Origin of the sequence: Cellvibrio sp. KY-GH-1 (assembly GCF_008806975.1) — a bacterium.
GTDB lineage: Bacteria > Pseudomonadota > Gammaproteobacteria > Pseudomonadales > Cellvibrionaceae > Cellvibrio.
Map to the genome: position 1 here is coordinate 774,427 of NZ_CP031728.1, position 19,570 is coordinate 793,996.

The 19,570-nt window shown below is 45.3% G+C and carries 16 protein-coding genes; 13 read left to right on the top strand and 3 right to left on the bottom strand.

Annotated elements, in window-relative coordinates; translation table 11 throughout:
• The first annotated feature begins 6 nt into the window (after positions 1 to 6).
• The 11 genes from cysN to D0C16_RS03220 all read left to right on the top strand — a co-directional run bounded on the left by cysN (position 7) and on the right by D0C16_RS03220 (position 13,096).
• Positions 7 to 1,425 carry a sulfate adenylyltransferase subunit CysN gene (gene cysN / locus D0C16_RS03170; RefSeq protein ID WP_151030980.1) on the top strand — a complete coding sequence of 473 codons (1,419 nt, stop codon included), beginning with the start codon at positions 7 to 9 and terminating at the stop codon, positions 1,423 to 1,425.
• Positions 1,426 to 1,647: 222 nt separating this feature from the next.
• Positions 1,648 to 1,962, top strand: coding sequence for a ComEA family DNA-binding protein (locus D0C16_RS24345; RefSeq protein WP_151030981.1), 315 nt, complete (start codon positions 1,648 to 1,650; stop codon positions 1,960 to 1,962).
• Between the two features lie 108 nt (positions 1,963 to 2,070).
• Entirely contained in the window at positions 2,071 to 2,772 is a 702-nt protein-coding gene (gene pyrF, locus D0C16_RS03180; RefSeq protein ID WP_151030982.1) for an orotidine-5'-phosphate decarboxylase, read from the top strand.
• 23 nt (positions 2,773 to 2,795) lie between these two features.
• Positions 2,796 to 3,476 carry a (d)CMP kinase gene (gene cmk, locus D0C16_RS03185; protein WP_151030983.1) on the top strand — a complete coding sequence of 227 codons (681 nt, stop codon included), beginning with the start codon at positions 2,796 to 2,798 and terminating at the stop codon, positions 3,474 to 3,476.
• Between the two features lie 148 nt (positions 3,477 to 3,624).
• The gene (locus D0C16_RS03190) at positions 3,625 to 4,977 is read left to right on the top strand and encodes a phosphomannomutase CpsG (RefSeq protein ID WP_151030984.1); all 1,353 of its coding nucleotides are present in this window, start codon (positions 3,625 to 3,627) and stop codon (positions 4,975 to 4,977) included.
• Positions 4,978 to 5,004: 27 nt separating this feature from the next.
• On the top strand, positions 5,005 to 5,898 hold the full coding sequence (gene galU / locus D0C16_RS03195; protein ID WP_151030985.1) for a UTP--glucose-1-phosphate uridylyltransferase GalU: 894 nt from the start codon (positions 5,005 to 5,007) through the stop codon (positions 5,896 to 5,898).
• Positions 5,899 to 5,948: 50 nt separating this feature from the next.
• Positions 5,949 to 7,367 carry a mannose-1-phosphate guanylyltransferase/mannose-6-phosphate isomerase gene (locus D0C16_RS03200; protein ID WP_151030986.1) on the top strand — a complete coding sequence of 473 codons (1,419 nt, stop codon included), beginning with the start codon at positions 5,949 to 5,951 and terminating at the stop codon, positions 7,365 to 7,367.
• A 32-nt stretch (positions 7,368 to 7,399) separates the two neighbouring features.
• On the top strand, positions 7,400 to 8,740 hold the full coding sequence (locus tag D0C16_RS03205) for a UDP-glucose/GDP-mannose dehydrogenase family protein (RefSeq protein ID WP_151030987.1): 1,341 nt from the start codon (positions 7,400 to 7,402) through the stop codon (positions 8,738 to 8,740).
• Positions 8,741 to 9,012: 272 nt separating this feature from the next.
• Positions 9,013 to 10,692, top strand: coding sequence for a 30S ribosomal protein S1 (gene rpsA / locus D0C16_RS03210; RefSeq protein WP_151034783.1), 1,680 nt, complete (start codon positions 9,013 to 9,015; stop codon positions 10,690 to 10,692).
• A gap of 147 nt (positions 10,693 to 10,839) precedes the next feature.
• Positions 10,840 to 11,130 carry an integration host factor subunit beta gene (gene ihfB, locus D0C16_RS03215; protein WP_151030988.1) on the top strand — a complete coding sequence of 97 codons (291 nt, stop codon included), beginning with the start codon at positions 10,840 to 10,842 and terminating at the stop codon, positions 11,128 to 11,130.
• Between the two features lie 70 nt (positions 11,131 to 11,200).
• Positions 11,201 to 13,096 (top strand): nucleoside-diphosphate sugar epimerase/dehydratase, encoded by a 1,896-nt coding sequence (locus D0C16_RS03220; protein ID WP_151030989.1) that lies wholly within the window; start codon positions 11,201 to 11,203, stop codon positions 13,094 to 13,096.
• Here the strand turns inward: D0C16_RS03220 and D0C16_RS03225 are convergent.
• The gene (locus tag D0C16_RS03225) at positions 13,093 to 14,088 is read right to left on the bottom strand and encodes a glycosyltransferase family 4 protein (RefSeq protein WP_151030990.1); all 996 of its coding nucleotides are present in this window, start codon (positions 14,086 to 14,088) and stop codon (positions 13,093 to 13,095) included. The two genes, D0C16_RS03220 and D0C16_RS03225, sit on opposite strands and share 4 nt — an antisense overlap.
• Positions 14,089 to 14,521: 433 nt before the next feature.
• On the opposite strand from D0C16_RS03225, the gene D0C16_RS03230 reads away from it, so the two are divergent.
• Positions 14,522 to 15,790 (top strand): ammonium transporter, encoded by a 1,269-nt coding sequence (locus D0C16_RS03230; RefSeq protein ID WP_151034784.1) that lies wholly within the window; start codon positions 14,522 to 14,524, stop codon positions 15,788 to 15,790.
• A 54-nt stretch (positions 15,791 to 15,844) separates the two neighbouring features.
• On the opposite strand, the gene cmoB is transcribed toward D0C16_RS03230, so the two are convergent.
• A complete protein-coding gene (gene cmoB / locus D0C16_RS03235) occupies positions 15,845 to 16,813 on the bottom strand; it encodes a tRNA 5-methoxyuridine(34)/uridine 5-oxyacetic acid(34) synthase CmoB (protein WP_191968711.1) in 969 nt (322 codons plus the stop codon).
• Between the two features lie 35 nt (positions 16,814 to 16,848).
• On the bottom strand, positions 16,849 to 17,583 hold the full coding sequence (gene cmoA, locus D0C16_RS03240) for a carboxy-S-adenosyl-L-methionine synthase CmoA (protein WP_151030992.1): 735 nt from the start codon (positions 17,581 to 17,583) through the stop codon (positions 16,849 to 16,851).
• 156 nt (positions 17,584 to 17,739) lie between these two features.
• On the opposite strand from cmoA, the gene D0C16_RS03245 reads away from it, so the two are divergent.
• Entirely contained in the window at positions 17,740 to 19,503 is a 1,764-nt protein-coding gene (locus D0C16_RS03245; RefSeq protein WP_151030993.1) for a bifunctional diguanylate cyclase/phosphodiesterase, read from the top strand.
• Positions 19,504 to 19,570 lie beyond the last annotated feature (67 nt).

Genomic DNA, 19,570 nt, shown 5'->3' on the forward strand with positions numbered 1-19,570 from the left:
AATTTTATGAGTCATCAGTCAGAATTAATTGCGCAAGACATTAATGCTTATCTTGCGCAGCATGAGCAAAAAGAGCTGTTGCGTTTTTTAACCTGCGGTAGTGTAGATGATGGCAAGAGCACCCTGATAGGTCGCTTGTTGCACGATTCCAAAATGATTTACGAAGATCAGTTGGAAGCGATTAAATCCGATAGCGTGAAGCATGGCACTACCGGTGAAAAAATTGATTTGGCGTTGTTGGTGGATGGTTTGCAAGCGGAGCGCGAGCAGGGCATCACTATCGATGTTGCCTACAGATATTTCTCCACCTCCAAACGTAAATTTATTATTGCCGATACCCCAGGTCATGAGCAGTACACACGCAACATGGCAACAGGTGCATCTACTTGCGATCTTGCGATTATTTTGATAGATGCACGTTATGGTGTGGTTACTCAAACCCGTCGTCACAGTTACATCGCTTCACTGTTGGGCATTAAGCATATCGTTGTTGCTGTTAACAAAATGGATTTGCTCAACTTTGATGAGGCAGCCTTCGAAAAAATCAAATCAGACTATCAACTATTTTCCAGCAAGCTGGGTATGAAAGATGTAATTTTCGTGCCTATTTCAGCGTTGGACGGCGATAATGTGGTAAATCGCTCAGAGCGTGCGCCTTGGTATAAAGGACAAACGCTGATGGAAATTCTTGAAACTGCTCCAATCGCTGGCGATAAAAACTTTGCGGATTTCCGCTTTCCGGTTCAATACGTAAACCGCCCAAATCTCGATTTCCGTGGTTTTTGTGGCAATGTGGCTTCTGGTGTCGTAAAGGTCGGCGATCAGGTTCGCGTGTTGCCCTCAGGTAAAACCAGTCACGTTAAATCGATTGTAACCTTCGACGGAAATCTGGAGGAGGCGTTTGGTGGGCAGGCTGTTACGTTGACATTGACTGATGAAGTAGATGTTAGTCGCGGTGATATGCTGGTTTTGGCGAAGGACAATGTTCCTCAGTCAAACCACTTGCACGCGCATTTAGTATGGATGACTGAAAAAGCGTTGACGCCCGGTGCTGAATATTGGTTCAAATTCGCCAGCAAAATGGTAACAGGTGAGGTTGAAGCGATTAGTTGCCGCATCGATGTAAATACGCAAGAGGAGACCAGTGTTAATCAACTGCAGTTGAATGATATTGCGATTGTGGATTTATTATTAACCCAGCCAGTTGTTGCGGATGCTTACAAACATAATCGTGCAACGGGTGCATTTATTGTCATTGATCGTTTAACCAACCTGACAGTTGGTGCGGGCATGGTTATTGATCAATTGGCTTCAAAATCTGTAGTGCAAACTAATTTCAGTGAGTTTGAATTAGAGTTGAATGCACTGATTCGCAAACATTTCCCGCATTGGGGTGCCACTGATTTAAAAAGCCTGTTGAAGTAATAATTTAATTACTTGCTGTGAAATAAAAAGGCCCTGGCTGAGAAGTCAGGGCCTTTTTATTTCACATTTTTTTAATAGGAAATGTAAGAGATTTCGTACAGCACAAATGGTTGATCTCTGCTGTTTGCAAATTTCTATTCTGCCTATCTTGTGCTGGTGCTTGACCCTAGTGGGTTTGCGCAAAAGTATCTCTTAAAACATTTCTGAACAAGGAGTTTAGCCATGAAGGCATTGTTGACTGTTGTTTCTTTGGTGGTGTTGATGTTGGGTGGTGTATCTACAGCGCTTGCAGTTGAGGGTGTGTCCGTTGCAAAACCGGCGAAAGCTGAAGTTGTTGTTCCCAAGAACGTTGTAAACATTAACACCGCTGATGCCCAGGAATTGACCAAGCTGAAAGGTGTTGGTGAAAAGAAAGCCGAGGCGATTATTGCCTGGCGCACTGAGAATGGCGGCTTCAAGACCGTAGATGATTTACTGGAGGTTAAAGGTATTGGTGAGGCGACACTAGAGGCAAATCGCGAAAACATCAGTATCTAAGTGGATTGTCCGTGTCGCACGGTGTTAGAGAATGAATTTTGCGGCAATATTTGCTTTAATAGTGGCCCGGATTTGATCCGGGCTTTTTTATTTTTGCGAGGTTAAAAAATGTCCTCTATGGGTCCTAGAATCGTTGTAGCTATGGATTTTGACAATGCAGATCAATGCTTGGCGATGGCAAAGCGGCTCTCCCCCTCTGATTGCCGGCTGAAGGTGGGCAAAGAGTTGTTTACCGCATGTGGCCCTAAAATTGTAGAGCAACTGATGTCGCTCGGTTTTTCTGTATTTCTCGATTTGAAGTTCCATGACATTCCAAATACTACAAGTAAAGCTGTAAAAGCTGCCGCAGATTTGGGCGTGTGGATGGTTAATGTGCACGCTTCTGGTGGTGAGCGTATGCTAAATGCTGCAAGAAACGCATTGGAGCAAAGCGGAAAGTATAAACCTTTGTTGATCGCCGTAACGGTTTTGACCAGTATGGAGGCGGTTGATTTGCAAGGTGTAGGTATAGATCGCACACCTGAAGAGCAGGTAATGAGATTGGCACGATTAACGCATAACTGTGGGCTGGATGGAATTGTGTGTTCTGCTCAGGAGGCTCAAATGATGCGCAATCAGTTTGGTCGCGATTTCTGTCTGGTTACGCCCGGTATACGTCTTGAATCTTCTCCCGCGGATGATCAACGCCGCACGCTAACTCCCGCTGCGGCCATTGCTGCGGGTAGTAGCTATTTGGTTATCGGTCGCCCGATTACTCAGTCCCCAGATCCCATTTTAACTTGTAAAACGATTATTCAGTCGCTTGCATGATGAACACTTCTGAGGAGTGGAATATGACCAATCAGCGATTTCCTACCGTAATTACAATTGATGGGCCGAGTGGATCAGGCAAAGGAACTCTCAGTCAAATGTTAGCTCGCCAATTGGGTTATAACTTGCTTGATAGTGGCGCTTTATATCGGTTAGTAGCGCTAGCCAGCATGAAAAGGGGGGTCAATTTAGCCGACGAGCAACTGGTTGCACCGGTGGCTTTGGCTTTGAACGTTAAGTTTCTAGTTTCTGAGAATGCCACGAGCATCATTCTTGATGGTGAGGATGTAACTGATGCAATTCGTCAAGAAGTGGTTAGCATGGGTGCTTCTCAGATTGCTGCGCATCCCACGGTGCGTTCTGCGTTACTCGAACGACAGCGTGTGTTCGCAACCACTCCAGGCTTAGTGGCAGACGGACGAGATATGGGAACTGAGGTTTTCCCTGATGCGTCTGTAAAAATCTTCTTGACTGCGAGTGCTGAGGCTCGCGCAGAGCGTCGCTTTAAGCAGTTGCAGCGCAAAGGCGAAGCTGTAGACAAAGCTAATTTGATTGCAGATATCCGTGAGCGCGATGAGCGTGATTCAAAACGTGCGGTATCGCCACTTAAACCTGCGGTAGACGCCACAATTATTGACAGCACGGATATGAGTATAGAGCAGGTTTTTGCTAGGATGCTGTCGCTAATCAAGCAGGCTGTTTGATGGTCGTAGATCTTGTCAACAAACAGTAAAACAACTTCTTTAGTTTGCACAAGGCTGGTTAGCCAGGGCTGGAATTTTTTGTAGATAGTGAATAACTAAATCACAACAGCGGGCTTGGATATAGTTATTTTTCAGATGGGATTCATATATGACCTTAACTTGTTTTAAAGCCTATGATATTCGTGGAAAGTTGGGTGAAGAACTCAACGAAGACATTGTGTACAGAATCGGTCGTGCATATGCCCAATACATTAAACCAAAAAATGTGGTTGTAGGGGGAGATGTTCGGCTTACCAGTAAAGCACTAAAAACCGCTTTAAGTAACGGTTTGCGCGATGAAGGTGTCGATGTAATTGATATTGGTATGGCAGGAACCGAAGAAATTTATTTCGCCACCAGTCATCTGAAAACTGATGGCGGTATTGAAATTACCGCCAGCCATAACCCGATTGATTACAACGGCATGAAGTTAGTAAGAGCCGGGTCAAAGCCGATTAGCGGAGATACCGGTTTAAACGATATAAAAAGGCTCGCTGAAGCCAATCAGTTTGCCGTTGCAGATTTTTCTGCTCGTGGTTCTCTCTCTGAAGTAAGCATCTTGGATGCTTATGTTCAGCATCTCTTGTCGTATGTTGATGTGTCTGCATTAAAACCTTTGCGACTTGTTGTAAATGCTGGCAATGGCGCTGCTGGGCACGTCATCGATGCAATTGAAAAATATTTGCCTTTCACGTTTATCAAAATTAATCATGAGCCTGATGGCACATTTCCTAATGGGATCCCCAATCCTTTATTGTTTGAAAATCGTGCCTCTACATCAGAGGCAGTACTTGAGCATGCTGCTGATATGGGTATTGCGTGGGATGGAGATTTTGATCGCTGCTTTTTGTTCGATGAGACGGGGGAATTCACTGAAGGGTACTACATAGTAGGGTTATTGGCGGAGGCGTTTTTATTGAAAAACCCCGGCGCAAAAATTATTCATGATCCACGTTTAACCTGGAACACGCTCGATATTGCCACTGTAAATGGTGGGCAAGCTATTCAATCAAAAACAGGTCATGCGTTTATCAAGGAGCGTATGCGCGCGGAGGATGCTGTTTATGGTGGTGAAATGAGTGCGCACCATTACTTTCGCGATTTCTTCTATTGCGATAGCGGTATGATTCCCTGGTTGCTAGTGTGCGAACTCTTATCCCGCAAGCAGGAAACATTGTCTTCAATGCTAGCCGATCGGATTGCGAAGTTCCCTTCACCGGGTGAAATTAATAGTCATGTGGCAGATGCAAAATTGGCAATTGAAAAAGTGCTTGCTCATTATGAGTCCGATGCCCGGTTAATAGATAAAACTGATGGAATTAGCTTGGAGTTTGATGAATGGAGATTTAACCTAAGGATGTCTAATACCGAGCCAGTTGTGCGCCTGAATGTAGAGAGCAGGGGTGATAAAAAACTGGTAGAACAGAAAACAGCAGAAGTCCTTAATTTACTTAATAGCTAACAAACAAATACCCGAAGGGCGACAACTATGCAAGTTAAGAAAGCGGTGATTCCAGTAGCAGGTTTGGGAACTCGTATGCTTCCCGCAACCAAGGCTATTCCCAAAGAAATGCTTCCGGTGGTTGATAAACCATTAATTCAATATGTTATCGAGGAAGCAGCAGCAGCCGGTATTAAAGAGATTGTTTTGGTCACTCATGCGAGTAAGAATGCAATCGAAAACCACTTTGATACCAGCTTTGAATTAGAGGCTCAATTAGAAGCTCGCTTAAAACGTTCTTTACTTGCAGAAGTTCGTTCTATTACCCCACCTGGATTAACCGTAATTTCAGTGCGTCAGGCTGAGGCGAAGGGATTGGGGCATGCGATCTTGTGTGCGAAACCTGTAGTTGGAGATGAACCTTTTGCTGTGCTGTTGCCTGACGTACTGGTTGACAACGCGGAGTCTAATCTGAAGCAGGATAATCTAGCCGGCATGACTCGCCGATTTCAGGAGACGGGCAATAGTCAGATTCTTGTTGAGCAGGTCCCTAATGACCAAGTTGATAAGTATGGTGTTGTTGATTGTTCCGGTGTTGAAATTCCATCGGGAAAAACAGCTGCTATCAAGGCGATGGTCGAAAAGCCTCCTGTTGATGAAGCCCCTTCAAACATGGCAATTGTGGGGCGCTACGTTCTTTCCAAGACCGTATGGGATTTACTAGCAAAGACTCAGCCCGGTGCCGGTGGTGAGATTCAATTAACGGATGCTCTAGACGCTTTATTGGGATTGGAGACTGTTGAGGCTTACCAGTTGGTTGGTCGTAGCCACGATTGCGGCACTAAATTGGGCTATTTGATGGCTAATGTTATTTATGGTGAGCGGCATAGTGATGTTGGAAATAATTTCAAGTCATTTTTGCAGAAACGTTTTTCGAATTAATTCATTCCACTCAATATGGTTTGATGTAGCTATAGAATAAGGAGTGCTAAATGATTATTCCCGTCGTTCTTGCAGGTGGCTCTGGAACCCGTTTATGGCCGATGTCTCGCCAGCATTACCCCAAACAACTACTAAAATTGTTTGGTGATAAAACAATGCTCCAGCAGACTATCGCCCGGCTTGACGGTGTTCCTAATCTTGCTCCGCCAATTGTGGTGTGTAACGAGGAGCATAGATTTATGGTGGCGGAGCAACTGCACGAGATTGGCCAGCCAAAGGCCTCTATTATTCTAGAGCCGGTTGCGCGTAATACAGCGCCCGCGTTAGCGCTGGCTGCGCTTCATGCGCGCTCACTCGCAGACAACCCAATTTTATTGGTGTTGTCTGCCGATCATATGATTAAAGACGTTAGTGCTTTTCACTCTGCACTGAATGATGCAATCGTTGCTGCGTTAGCAGGGCATTTGGCAACTTTCGGCGTTAATCCAACCAGACCGGAAACTGGGTATGGATACATTAAAACCCATCACGATTCTAAGCAGGCAGACGCAACCTTTTACCCGGTGACTCGGTTTGTGGAAAAGCCCGACTTGCCCACGGCTGAGAGATATTTAGCTGAGGGTTGTTATTATTGGAATAGCGGGATGTTTGTTTTTCAGACTGAAGTTTTTTTAAAGGAGTTGCAGGAGCAAAGTGCTGAGGTAGTGATCGCTGCTGAGCAGGCCAAGGTGTGGTCAGTGCAAGATCTCGATTTTATTCGTGTTGATAAAGATTCATTTTCACAAGCACCCAACATTTCAATTGATTACGCGCTGATGGAGAAAAGCAGCAACGTAGTTTGTGTACCCTTTAGCGCAGGCTGGAGTGATGTTGGAGACTGGAAATCATTTTGGGATCTTTCTGATAAAGATTCTGCTGGGAATAGCATTATCGGAGATGGTATCGATATAGGGTCTTCAAACACATTGGTGTTTTCTCAAGATAAGTTAGTGGCAACTCTGGGAGTTAACAATTTAATGATTGTCAACACTCCGGATGCAGTGTTGGTGGCGGATCAGTCGCAAGCCCAGCAAGTAAAGGCAATCATTGCGCAGATTGAAAAACAAAAGCGCTCGGAGCACCTGCAGCATCGTGAAATATATCGCCCATGGGGTTGTTATGATGCGATTGACACGGGGGATCGCTATCAGGTCAATCGGATTAGAGTAAAGCCCGGGGGTAGCTTATCCTTGCAGGTTCATCACCATCGTGCAGAGCACTGGATTGTGGTAAAGGGAACAGCTCTGGTTCAAAAGGGCGATCAAAATATGCTGCTCTCTGAAAATGAATCCACATATATTCCTGTGGGCACAAAACACAGGCTGAGTAACCCGGGTAAAATACCCCTAGAGATAATTGAAGTGCAGTCTGGCCCTTACCTTAAAGAAGATGATGTTATCCGTTACGAAGATAGCTATGGGCGATCCTAAAAGGTTTTATTAATTTTGCTAGGGAGTAATTGATGAAAGTAACAGTATTTGGTACCGGATACGTTGGTCTGGTTACAGGCGCGTGTTTGGCTGATGTTGGTCACGAGGTTCTATGTGTTGATATCGATCAACGAAAAGTAGATAACCTTAAGCAAGGTATAATTCCGATTTACGAGCCCGGTCTTGAGCCTGTCGTCAAGCAGGCAGTACAAAATGGCTTGTTGAATTTTACAACCGACATGGATCAGGCGGTTAACCATGGTGAAATACAGTTTATTGCTGTGGGTACACCCTCCGGAGAGGATGGCTCTGCGGATTTACAATATGTTGTAGCAGTTGCCAAGACGATTGGAGAGCGAATTAATTCTTACAAAGTTGTTGTCAATAAGTCGACGGTGCCTGTGGGTACTGCAGAAATCGTTGAGGTTACCCTTGCTGAGCAGCTGCAAAAACGTGGATCTCAAATTGATTTTGATGTTGTTTCTAATCCTGAATTTTTAAAGGAAGGGGCGGCAGTTAATGACTTTATGAAACCCGATCGCATTGTCGTGGGAAGTAAAAGTACGCGCGCGGAGACGCTGATGCGTGAACTTTATGCTCCATTCAACAGAAATCATGATCGAATGGTTTTCATGGATATTCGTTCGGCCGAGCTGACCAAATACGCGGCGAACGCCATGTTGGCAACCAAGATTAGTTTTATTAATGAAATGGCTAACTTGGCTGAGCGCCTTGGTGCAGATATTGAAAAAGTTCGCAATGGCATTGGTGCTGATCCTCGCATTGGTTATCACTTTATTTACCCAGGCTGTGGGTACGGTGGTTCCTGTTTTCCAAAGGATGTTAAAGCTCTTATTAATATTGCGAAGAGTGTCGGTTACACCGCTGGTCTCATGGAGGCTGTGGATGAAGTAAACGCAGCTCAAAAGGGTAAGTTATTCGAGTATGTAAGCGGCCATTTCGGTGGTGACCTGCGCGGTAAGGTTTTTGCGGTATGGGGCTTGTCATTCAAGCCAAATACTGACGATATGCGCGAGGCACCCAGTCGTAACCTGATGGAAGCACTTTGGGCGCAAGGGGCCAAGGTGCAAGCCTATGATCCGGTTGCAATGGATGAAACCCAACATATATATGGGTTACGTGATGACCTGAAGCTTGTCGGTACCAAAGAGGCGGCGCTTGAGCGCGCCGATGCTTTAATTATCTGTACTGAGTGGAAAAACTTCAGGGCACCTAACTTCGAGCTAGTCAAATCAGCGTTAAAAGAGCCGGTTGTGTTTGATGGTAGAAATCTCTATGAGCCAGAGCGAATGGCTGGGTTGGGAATTAAGTATTACGCTGTTGGGCGCGGTCTCAGTGTTGCAAAGCGCTAAATCTGCATCTAGGTGTCGGCCTTAAGGTCGGCACCTTTTCTTCTAAGCTGTTGAAAAATAACGATCCTTCTGCTAGCATCCTGCACCTGCTGATTTCTGCGCCCTTTCTGACTGATGTTGGTAAGCGTGATTATTGGCAGCGGTAAAAGCTGTTACCCCCAGTCTGAGGAAGCTTTTCCCTTCTTATTAATTGACCCGCTTGACAGACCATGCGGATAAAGTAGGCACCTTTGTGGTGAATCTACTTTTAATTTATAGGTAATACCATGAGTATGAACGAAAGTTTTGCTGAATTATTTGAAGAGAGCCTGAAAACCGTTGACATGGTTCCAGGTACTATTGTAACTGGCGTAGTTATCGATATCGATAAAGATTGGGTAACCGTTCACGCTGGTTTGAAATCTGAAGGTGTTATCCCCGCAGAACAATTCCGTAACGAACTGGGTGAGTTAAACCTCCAGATCGGTGACGAAGTTCAGGTGGCCTTGGAGAGCGTAGAAGATGGTTTCGGTGAAACCAAGCTGTCTCGTGAGAAAGCCAAGCGCGCTGAAGCCTGGAAAATCCTTGAAGCTGCTCATGTTGCTGAAGAAGTTATCAAAGGTGTTATTAATGGCAAGGTTAAAGGTGGTTTCACCGTTGACGTTGCTGGTATCCGTGCCTTCCTTCCTGGTTCTTTGGTTGATGTTCGCCCTGTTCGCGAAACTACCCACCTCGAAGGCAAAGAGCTGGAATTCAAAGTTATCAAGCTGGATCAAAAGCGTAACAACGTAGTTGTTTCTCGCCGTGCGGTGTTGGAACAAGCCAACTCTGTTGAGCGCGATGAGTTGTTGGCTACCCTGCAAGAAGGTCAAGCGGTTAAAGGTATTGTTAAGAACCTTACCGACTACGGTGCGTTTGTTGATCTGGGTGGTGTAGATGGTCTGTTGCACATTACCGATATGGCTTGGAAGCGTATCAAGCATCCAGGTGAAATCGTAAACGTTGGTGATGAAATCGACGTTAAAGTTCTGAAATTTGATCGTGAGCGTAACCGTGTATCTCTGGGTCTGAAGCAATTGGGTGAAGATCCATGGGTTGCTATCACCAAGCGCTACCCAGAGGGTGCTCGTGTTAAAGCCAAGGTAACCAACCTGACTGATTACGGTTGTTTCGCTGAGTTGGAAGAAGGTGTTGAAGGTCTGATCCACGTTTCTGAAATGGATTGGACCAACAAAAACATCCACCCTTCAAAAGTTGTTCAGTTGGGTGATGAAATTGAAGTTATGGTTCTGGATATTGATGAAGAGCGTCGTCGTATCTCCCTTGGCCTGAAACAATGCCAAGAGAACCCATGGGATGCGTTTGCTCGCACCTGTGCAAAAGGTGACAAGATCAGCGGTAAAATCAAGTCTATTACTGACTTCGGTATCTTCATTGGCCTGGATGGTGGCATTGATGGTCTGGTTCATTTGTCAGACATCAGCTGGCATGAAGCAGGCGAAGAAGCTGTTCGCAAATACAAGAAAGGCGATGAGCTGGAAACTGTGGTATTGGCCATCGATCCAGAGCGTGAACGTATTTCTTTGGGTATCAAACAACTGGAAGCCGATCCATTCTCTGAATACGTTTCAGTAAATGACAAGGGTGCTGTTGTTAAGGGTATCGTGAAAGAAGTTGAAGCTAAAGCTGCTGTAATCACCTTGGCTGATGATGTTGAAGCTGTATTGAAAGCGTCAGAGCTGAGCCGTGAGAAGGTAGAAGATGCTCGTAACTTACTGAAAGTTGGCGACGAAGTTGAAGCTAAGATTATTGCTGTAGATCGCAAAAATCGTAGCATCAACCTGTCAGTGAAATCTAAAGATGTAGAAGATGAGAAGGCTGCGATGAAAGAGCTTTCCAGCAAGCAGTCAGACCAGGCTGCTCCTGCAACTTTGGGTGATCTGATCAAAGCACAGATGCAAAACAAAGAGTAATCTTTGATATGCTGCGGCTAGCAAGGCTAGCCGCAGCTATTTTTACTGGTTAATCTCTAGTTGGTTGGGCTATATTTGTTGTTCGTGGCTTGTATATTTCTGAAAAATTGTGTTGTTTAATCTTTATCATTGAATGAGCAGCGGGTTATGACCAAATCAGAATTAATTGAGTACATTACCGAAAAGCAAAATCAATTAACCATTAAAGACGTAGAGGTGTCAGTCAAACTGTTATTGGATTATATGTCTGATATTTTGGCGTCCGGAGAGCGTATAGAAATTCGCGGATTCGGCAGTTTTTCTCTTCATTATCGTGCTCCTCGCACAGGCCGGAACCCCAAAACAGGTGAGGCGGTTATTCTTGAGGGCAAGTATGTGCCTCACTTCAAGCCCGGAAAAGAAATGCGCGATCGGGTAAACGAGAGCATCAATAAGTAACAACTGCTTTATTTCCTTCTGCTTTAGTCGCCATCGGGATGATTGCGATTTGTTGTTTCGAGGCCCACCTATGTTGATTAAGTTGCTTGAGGCTTCGCGTGCAACTAAGCGGGTAATATCCCTTTGTTATGACTCCTTCGCTATAGTATTAGGCGTTTACTTTTCCAACTGTATTCGTTTTGGGACTTTTGACCTGCTAATAACTAGTAAGGAGCTCACTGCGTTATTAATTACGTTGCTTACCACTTTGGTAATCTTTATAAAATCTGGAATGTATCGCGCCATTTTGCGATATATGACTCAGCCGGCAATAGTTACAATAATTATCTGTGTGCTTTTATCGGGTGTAACCCTTGCTGTTTCCGGCTTTCTTACTTACTCCAAAATTCCCCGTTCGGTTCCGTTTATATACATTGGTTTGATGTTGATATTAATCGGTGGGCCGAGACTCTTAGTTCGTCATGTGATTTTAAAAATGGGAGCTTTGCCTCCTGGTGATATGGTTCCCGTTATTATTTATGGGGCAGGGAGAACCGGCCACCAGTTAATGCTCGCACTTCGGGATACCGGTTACAGAGTAGTTGCATTTGTTGATGACAACTCATCGTTACACGGAACACTTCTCGCAAATATTAAAATCCATTCTCCTGCTGAATTGCCCAGGCTAATTACGGCCACTTCCGCGGTTAAGGTTTTGCTTGCTCTCGGGCGGACCCCCCATAGTCTTCGGCTCGAAATTATTAAGCAGCTGGAGAAGCTTCAAATTAATGTGCAAACTATTCCTGACATGGGGGATATTCTGTCTGGACGGGCACATATAGAAAATGTACGTGATGTTGATGTCGAGGATTTGCTCGGTCGTGACTCTGTTCAGCCTTTGTCGGATCTAATGGCTGAGTCAATCACAGATAAAGTGGTTATGGTTACCGGTGCTGGGGGATCGATAGGCAGTGAGCTTTGTCGGCAAATTATCGAATGCAAACCTAAGGCATTGATTCTCCTGGATCATAATGAATATAGTTTGTATGTCTTGGAGCAGGAGCTGGCTGCTCGCAATCTGCCGTTAGTATCCATAGTTCCATTGTTAGGATCGGTTCAAAATAGTGCATTTTTAAAATCCGTTTTCAAGAATCATCGCGTCAATTCTATTTATCATGCTGCGGCCTACAAGCATGTTCCCTTGGTTGAATCAAATATTGTTGAAGGGATTAAAAACAATGTTATCGGAACTTTGTGTTGTGCTGAAGCTGCGGTTGCCGCTGGTGTTGGTTTGTTTGTGTTGATCTCCACGGATAAAGCTGTGCGTCCAACAAATATAATGGGCGCATCGAAGCGTTTGGCGGAGCTTATTTTACAAAGCGTTGCTCAGCGTCAAGAGCTTACCCGGTTTGTGATGGTGCGTTTTGGCAACGTCCTAGGGTCTTCTGGATCAGTTGTACCTTTGTTTCGTAAGCAAATTAAAGATGGTGGGCCAGTTACTGTTACACACCCTGAAATAATTCGTTACTTTATGACGATTAAAGAAGCTTCCCAGCTTGTCATTCAGGCGGGAGCTATGGGTAAGGGTGGTGATGTTTTCGTATTGGATATGGGCGAGCCAGTAAAAATAGTTGATTTGGCTTTACGCATGATTCACCTTTCGGGGTTATCTGTTCGCGATGCTGCTAATCCTGAGGGTGATATTGAGATTCGCTACAGCGGATTGCGCCCCGGTGAAAAATTATACGAAGAGCTTTTGATTGGCGATAATGTTTTCGCAACGGATCACCCTCGCATTTTCAAGGCATTGGAGCGCTCAGTCTCCTGGGGGGAAATGGAGATTTTTTTGAATAAATTAAACATTGCGTGTGAAATGGATGAGCCGAATAAAATTAAGCATATGCTGCGTGAAATGCCGCTTGAATACAATTGGGCGTTGACGGAGGAACAGGATCCCCCTCGAGCAGCACTAAGCCGCGTTAGTTAACTTGTTATCCCTGCTTTAAATTTCATAGAAACGATAATTAGTGGGCTGTAGGCAAGGATTAGTGCCAGCATTGGGTGGATAGCAGTTGAAACCGTTAAAAAAGCAATTGGGTAAAGCCATAGCATATTCATTGCTAATGCCGATAGTGAGGCTTTTCCGTGCGAGCCAAGTTGTACCGCGAGCTTTTGGTAACTGTGAGTACGATGAGGTAGGTAGAATTTTTGACCACTTATGAAGCGAATGAAGAGCGTATAACTTGCATCGCAAATAAAAAGTGCCATGACAATTAACCAGGCCACAGCAATTTTTAACGAATCAAAGCTGGTTTTTATGGCCAGTAAACCAAAGCAAAATCCTAAAAACAGGCTTCCTGTATCACCCATAAAAATTTTCGCTGTTGGAAAATTCCAATACAGAAATCCGGTGCAAGAAAACCCAACAATTAACAATAAAGTAGCTGCTTCCGTATCTACGTTGCAGTAGAGAAGTATACTTCCCATCGCCACGCAAGTGCTGATTGCTTGCAGTGCTGCTATTCCATTAATGCCATCCATAAAGTTGTATAGATTTGTGGACCAGACAAGTGCCAATATTAGCGGTACGCTAACCAAAGTAATATTGAGCAATGACCAACTTGTTTCTAGCAGATAATGTTGTATTCCTATTGTTGCAAAAACGAGCTGAACGATTAAGCGGAGTTGAATTTTTAGGTTAATGAAATCATCTATTAACCCCAAAATTGCCATTGCTATAGGGAGCGCAATAAGCAAAAAATCAGGAGCCTGCTCTGGTGCATAGATCCATAAAAAGGAATACGTAATTGCACAAGACATCGCTATAGCTAATCCTCCCCCGCGGGGCGTAGGTTTATTATGCGAGCTTCGATCGCTAGGCGTATCCACTAATCGATTTCCCAGCCAAATAATTACCATTTTTGTCAGAATAAATGAAAAAGCCGCTGTGAATGCGGCGAGTGTTGTCCATAGATTCATAGTGTATTGATGATGCCAAGCGCCGACGAAGAAGCCATTCTACGTTATATATTTAAACCCGTTGCTTTTATCTTGTGGTCACTAATGGTGCGCACTGGGTTGTTTGTGTTTGTGTGTGGTGCAAAATTCGCTAATTAGAAGAATTGGGGTTGGGCTATCTCATTGATATTTCGATGTTATTGTAATGTGGATTGAAAATTGCCTAGACCGGGTTCATTTTTATTCTAGGCCGTCCATTGCTATTTTTTCGCCCATAATTAGTGCGAATTTTTGTGATGATTAGGGTTTTTGCCCTGAATATAGTCCGCAATGTAAAGGAACTGTCTCAAAATGAAGCATTTATTCCTTGAATTGAAGTTTATGTAAACATAATAACCACTATGGGGTACTTATGAAGAAGAGAAGTTTTATTTATGCCACGGTTGGTGCCGCTATGGCACTTACGAGCCCGCAACTGTGGGCTCAAGAACCTGCGTTAAATGGTGCGAATACGGCGTGGATACTGACGTCTACTGCACTCGTTCTATTTATGACATTGCCCGGTTTGGCGCTGTTTTACGGCGGCCTGGTGCGTGTGAAAAATATATTATCGGTACTCATGCAATGTTTTGCGATCGCCTGCCTCGCATCGCTGCTTTGGTTGATTGCTGGGTATAGCCTGGCATTTGGTACCGGCAACTCCTGGATTGGTGATTTCAGTATGGTGTTTATGGCCAACATTACTGAAGATGCATTGGCCGGCGATATACCACTCAGCCTTCATGCTATGTACCAAATGACTTTTGCAATTATTACTCCTGCGTTAATTGTTGGCGCCTTCGCGGAGCGAATGAAATTTTCATCCATGTTGCTTTTCTCTGGTTTATGGTTGTTCGCAGTTTATATTCCGGTGTGTCATTGGGTATGGGCTGGATCTGGCTGGCTATTTGCCATGGGGTTGCTGGATTTTGCCGGTGGTACGGTTGTTCACATTACGGCGGGGGTTGCGGCTTTAGTCGCGGCAGTAGTTATTGGAAAGCGTAACGGTTTTCCTACCACCGCTATGCCCCCACATAATATGACGATGACTGTAACCGGTGCTGGTATGTTGTGGGTTGGCTGGTTTGGTTTCAACGCAGGTAGCGCGCTGGCTGCTAACGGCAATGCGGCGATGGCTATGTTAGTCACTCATATTTCAGCTGCAGCAGGTGCTTTGGCGTGGATGACGATCGAATGGGTACGTTTCCGTAAGCCGAGTGTATTGGGCATTGTGACCGGTATGGTTGCCGGCCTGGGTACTATTACGCCTGCTTCTGGTTATGTTGGTCCTGGCGGGGCGTTAATCATTGGTCTGGCGGCGGGTGTTGTTTGTTTTATTATGACGCACTTGGTGAAGCGAGTTTGGAAAATCGACGATTCCCTTGATGTGTTCCCTGTGCATGGTATTGGTGGGGTGCTGGGTACGATACTCGCTGGTATTTTTGCTTCGACAGAATTGGGTGCGTTCAGTGGACAAGGTTTTGCAGCTGGAATTAATTCAATGGGGCAGCAGTTGGGTGTGCAATTACTTGGTGTGGTAGTGACGTTCGTCTATACCGCCGTTGTTACCTATATATTGCTTAAGTTAACGGGCGTCTTGACTGCGGGGCTCCGTGTTAGCAAAGAAGAAGAAACAATTGGATTGGATTTGAGCTTGCACGAAGAGGATGGATACAAGCTCTAAGAAATAGGTGATATACCTGAGCAACAAGGGGCGCCATTGAGTGCCCCTTGTTTTTTATGCCTCTGCAACGAACACCGCACGTATTGGGGCGGGGTGACCTTCCGCAGTGAATGCAGAGTCATCGGGATGTAAGAATTCAGGCAGTGAATGAAAGCGCATCCATTCAGTTGCACGTTGTTCTTCGACGGTGGTAGCACATACATCGACGACGCGGGGATTGCTAAATCCCATTTTGCGTAACCAGGACAACATGGTTTCGCAGCTTGGTAAAAACCAGACATTGTTCATCATGCCGTAGCGACCTTCGGGCACCAATACTTCGCCTAGTTCGCCCTCAATTACCAGCGTTTCCAACACCAATTGTCCTCCGGGACGCAGTGCATTTTTTAATTCCAACAGATGATCCATGGGGGAGCGCCGATGATAAAAAACACCCATAGAAAAAACGGTATCGAATGCGAGTAACTTATCTGGCAGATCCTCTATGCCGAGCGGTAATACATCAATAGGATAATTTGCTCCAGCAAAATGTTTAATCATAAAAAATTGCACGATAAAACGGGGGGATGGATCTATTCCAATGACGCGTTGTGCGCCTGCACCCAGCATGCGCCAGCAGTGATAGCCATTGCCGCAGCCTACATCCAAAATCAAGCGGTCTTTCAACGGTGCCAGGTGTGGCAACACTCGATCCCATTTCCAGTCTGAGCGCCATTCGGTATCTATATGGATATCGTGAATAAAGTAGGGGCCCTTGCGCCAGGGAATTAATTCCTGCAGTACGGATTTAATATGTCCACGCTCTTCGTCAGTGCAATCCGCAGTCTGACCAATACGTACTTCGTGCTCTAATTCAATAAAGCTTTGTGTAACTTCAGGTAATTTTTCCAGGGACTGTATCCAGCCTGCTAAATCGCCGTAGCGTTTCTCACACAGGCCTTTCGCTATTTGCTCCGGGAGTTTTTCCGCCCATTCAGCTAGCGGTGTTTTCTTTAATGCGTTTAGGAGCAAGTCGTAGTTAATGCGATTCACAGAGTAAAAACCTTTAAAAAAACGGGTTATTTTATCGCAATCAGCGAAGCGAAATTAAAACATTGGAACCAGACATCGACACTGCTGAATCCCGCTGCACGTAAGCGCTGACGATGAGTGTCTAGTGTTTCGGGAATTAAGTAATCTTCAATCGCTGTGCGTTTTTGCGCAATTTCCAGATCACTGTAACCATTGGCTCGTTTGAAGTTGTGGTGGAGTTCAGTCATGAGCTGCTGGTGCGGATCATCGTCAAACACGACTTTTTCGGAAAGAATTAACACTCCGCCGGAGTTCAAGCCGGAGCAAATATTTTCTAAAACCTTAAGGCGCTCTTCAGTAGTGATAAATTGCAACGTAAAGTTAAGCACTACCATAGAGCCATTTTCGATGCTGATATTTTGAATTGGCGCCTCGAGAAGCTCGACGGGGATCTCGCCACTATCAGCCGCAATTACCTGTTGGCAGCGAGAAATCATCGCTGCGGAATTATCGACCCCGATAATCTTGCAATCAGCGGCCTGAATACGGTGCCGCATTGCCAGAGTCGCGGCACCTAGGGAGCAGCCGAGATCATAGCAATTACTGTTGGCTTGCACATAGCGCTCGGCCAGATTGCCAATCATATTAATGATGGTGGCATAACCCGGAACTGAGCGTTTGATCATATCCGGAAATACATCGACCACTCGTTCATCGAAGGCGAAGCGGTTGACTTCTGCCAGAGGATTGGCGTAGATGGTATCTGGTTGGTGTTTTTGCATGCTTTTGTCTGTTTTGTGACATAAATGAATAGGATATTAAGAGGTTTGCATTGTACCTCTCGCCGGCAATGACAACAAATTCCTGAATTCATAAAACTGTCATCTTTCCGCCGGATTATTCGCAGTTGTTCCGTTTATTAACAAGTTGTTGCCTTTATGTCTTTGCAGAGCACTGTGTTTACCCAAATCACGCTGCAAAAGGAATTACGTCGACTGATTGATTTCAAATTACTAAAGCCGGTATTCCAGCCCATTATGGCGTTGGAGAATCCGCGCATTATTGGTTACGAGGCATTGATCCGTGGACCGGATGATAGCTCGCTAGAGTTTCCGGATAAACTGTTTCAAGTCGCGCGCGAATCGCGCTTGTTAGCTAGTCTTGAGTTTGCGTGTCGTGAAGTGTCCTGCGAGCAATTTGCTGCGTTAAATTTGCCTGGCAAACTATTTCTCAATATGAGCCCCATTGCGTTTACCGATAGCCAATATCGCGATGGTGTGACGCGTGAAATTTTACAGAGGGTTGGTTTGAGTGCGGAGCGCGTGGTCTTTGAACTGACGGAAAGCCAACCGTTAGATGAGCTGGATCTACTGAGGGCCGCATCTGATCACTTTCAAAGGCAAGGCTTTGCTGTGGCCCTTGATGACCTGGGGGCAGGTTATGCGGGTTTACGGGTATGGAGTGAGCTGCGTCCTGACTATGTAAAAATAGATCGTCATTTTATTTCCGGTATAGATAAAGATCCGGTCAAGCGCGAATTCGTTCGTGCCATGCTTGATATTGCCCATCGTATTGGCCATAAGGCAATTGCTGAAGGCATTGAAACTGAAGCAGAATTTTCCACGCTGGTTGCCATGGGAGTTGAATATGCCCAAGGTTATTTTATCGCACGCCCGGCAGCGGTGCCCGCTGCAGAATTATCAGCACGGCTTATGTCACTATCCGTTTCATCGTTGCGTCGATATCAGGACAACTTTGTTCGGACAGCGGGTGAGATAGTTGTAGATTCCGTCCATGTATCTCCGCAATCTTCGGCAGAGAGCTTGGTCAAAATGTTTCGGGCCGATGTGCGCCTTAGCTGTGTTCCGGTGGTTGATGGAGATAAAGCGTTAGGCATGGTGAGTCGTGCGGAACTATTAAATATTTTTTCCCATAGATTTGCTCATGAGTTGCATGCCCAAAAAACAGTGAGGGAATTTATCAGCCCTCGCTCAATTATTGTTGATGTAAACACCGATTTAAAAGCGGTTGGCCAGCTCATCAGCGAAGATCCCCAGCAAAATCTCAGCGTGGATTTTGTTATTTGCAATCAGGGGCGTTATCTCGGCGTTGGTAAGGTTCGTAATTTATTGCGTTCTATTACGGAAGAAAAATTGCGCCTCGCGCGTCACAGTAACCCTTTAACTCAATTGCCTGGCAATGTGCCGCTGTACGAATGGGTAGATCATCTGTTGATACAGCAGCAAGAGTTTGTAGTGGCTTACTGTGATATTAATCACTTCAAGCCCTTTAATGACGCATTCGGTTACGGGGCAGGGGATGAAGCTATTTTGTTGCTGAGCCGCATTCTGTGCGATGCGATAGATGGAAAGGGCGATTTTATCGGACATGTTGGTGGCGATGATTTTATCGTCGTTTTTCGTAGCGAGGACTGGCGATTGCGCTGTGAAGCAATTTTGCGTGAATTTATCGCCGCCAGTGCTGATTTGCTTCCCGGCCAGCAGCTGGATTATTGGAGTCTGGACCGCCAAGGGCAGCGTCAGAAATTTGGCCCATTGACTTTGGCCATAGGTTGCGTCAGCCCCGATATTAGTGTCTGCAAAACCCATCATCAGGTATCGCAATTGCTGGCCGATGCAAAGCATAGCGCTAAGGTTCTGGGTGGTAACCAATTGTTTTATTCCCGCCGGAGAAAACCCTAGGGGTTAGGTATTAATACCCACCAAATTAGAGGGATTCTTATTTCTAAATAGCTAGCGACCCGCCAAT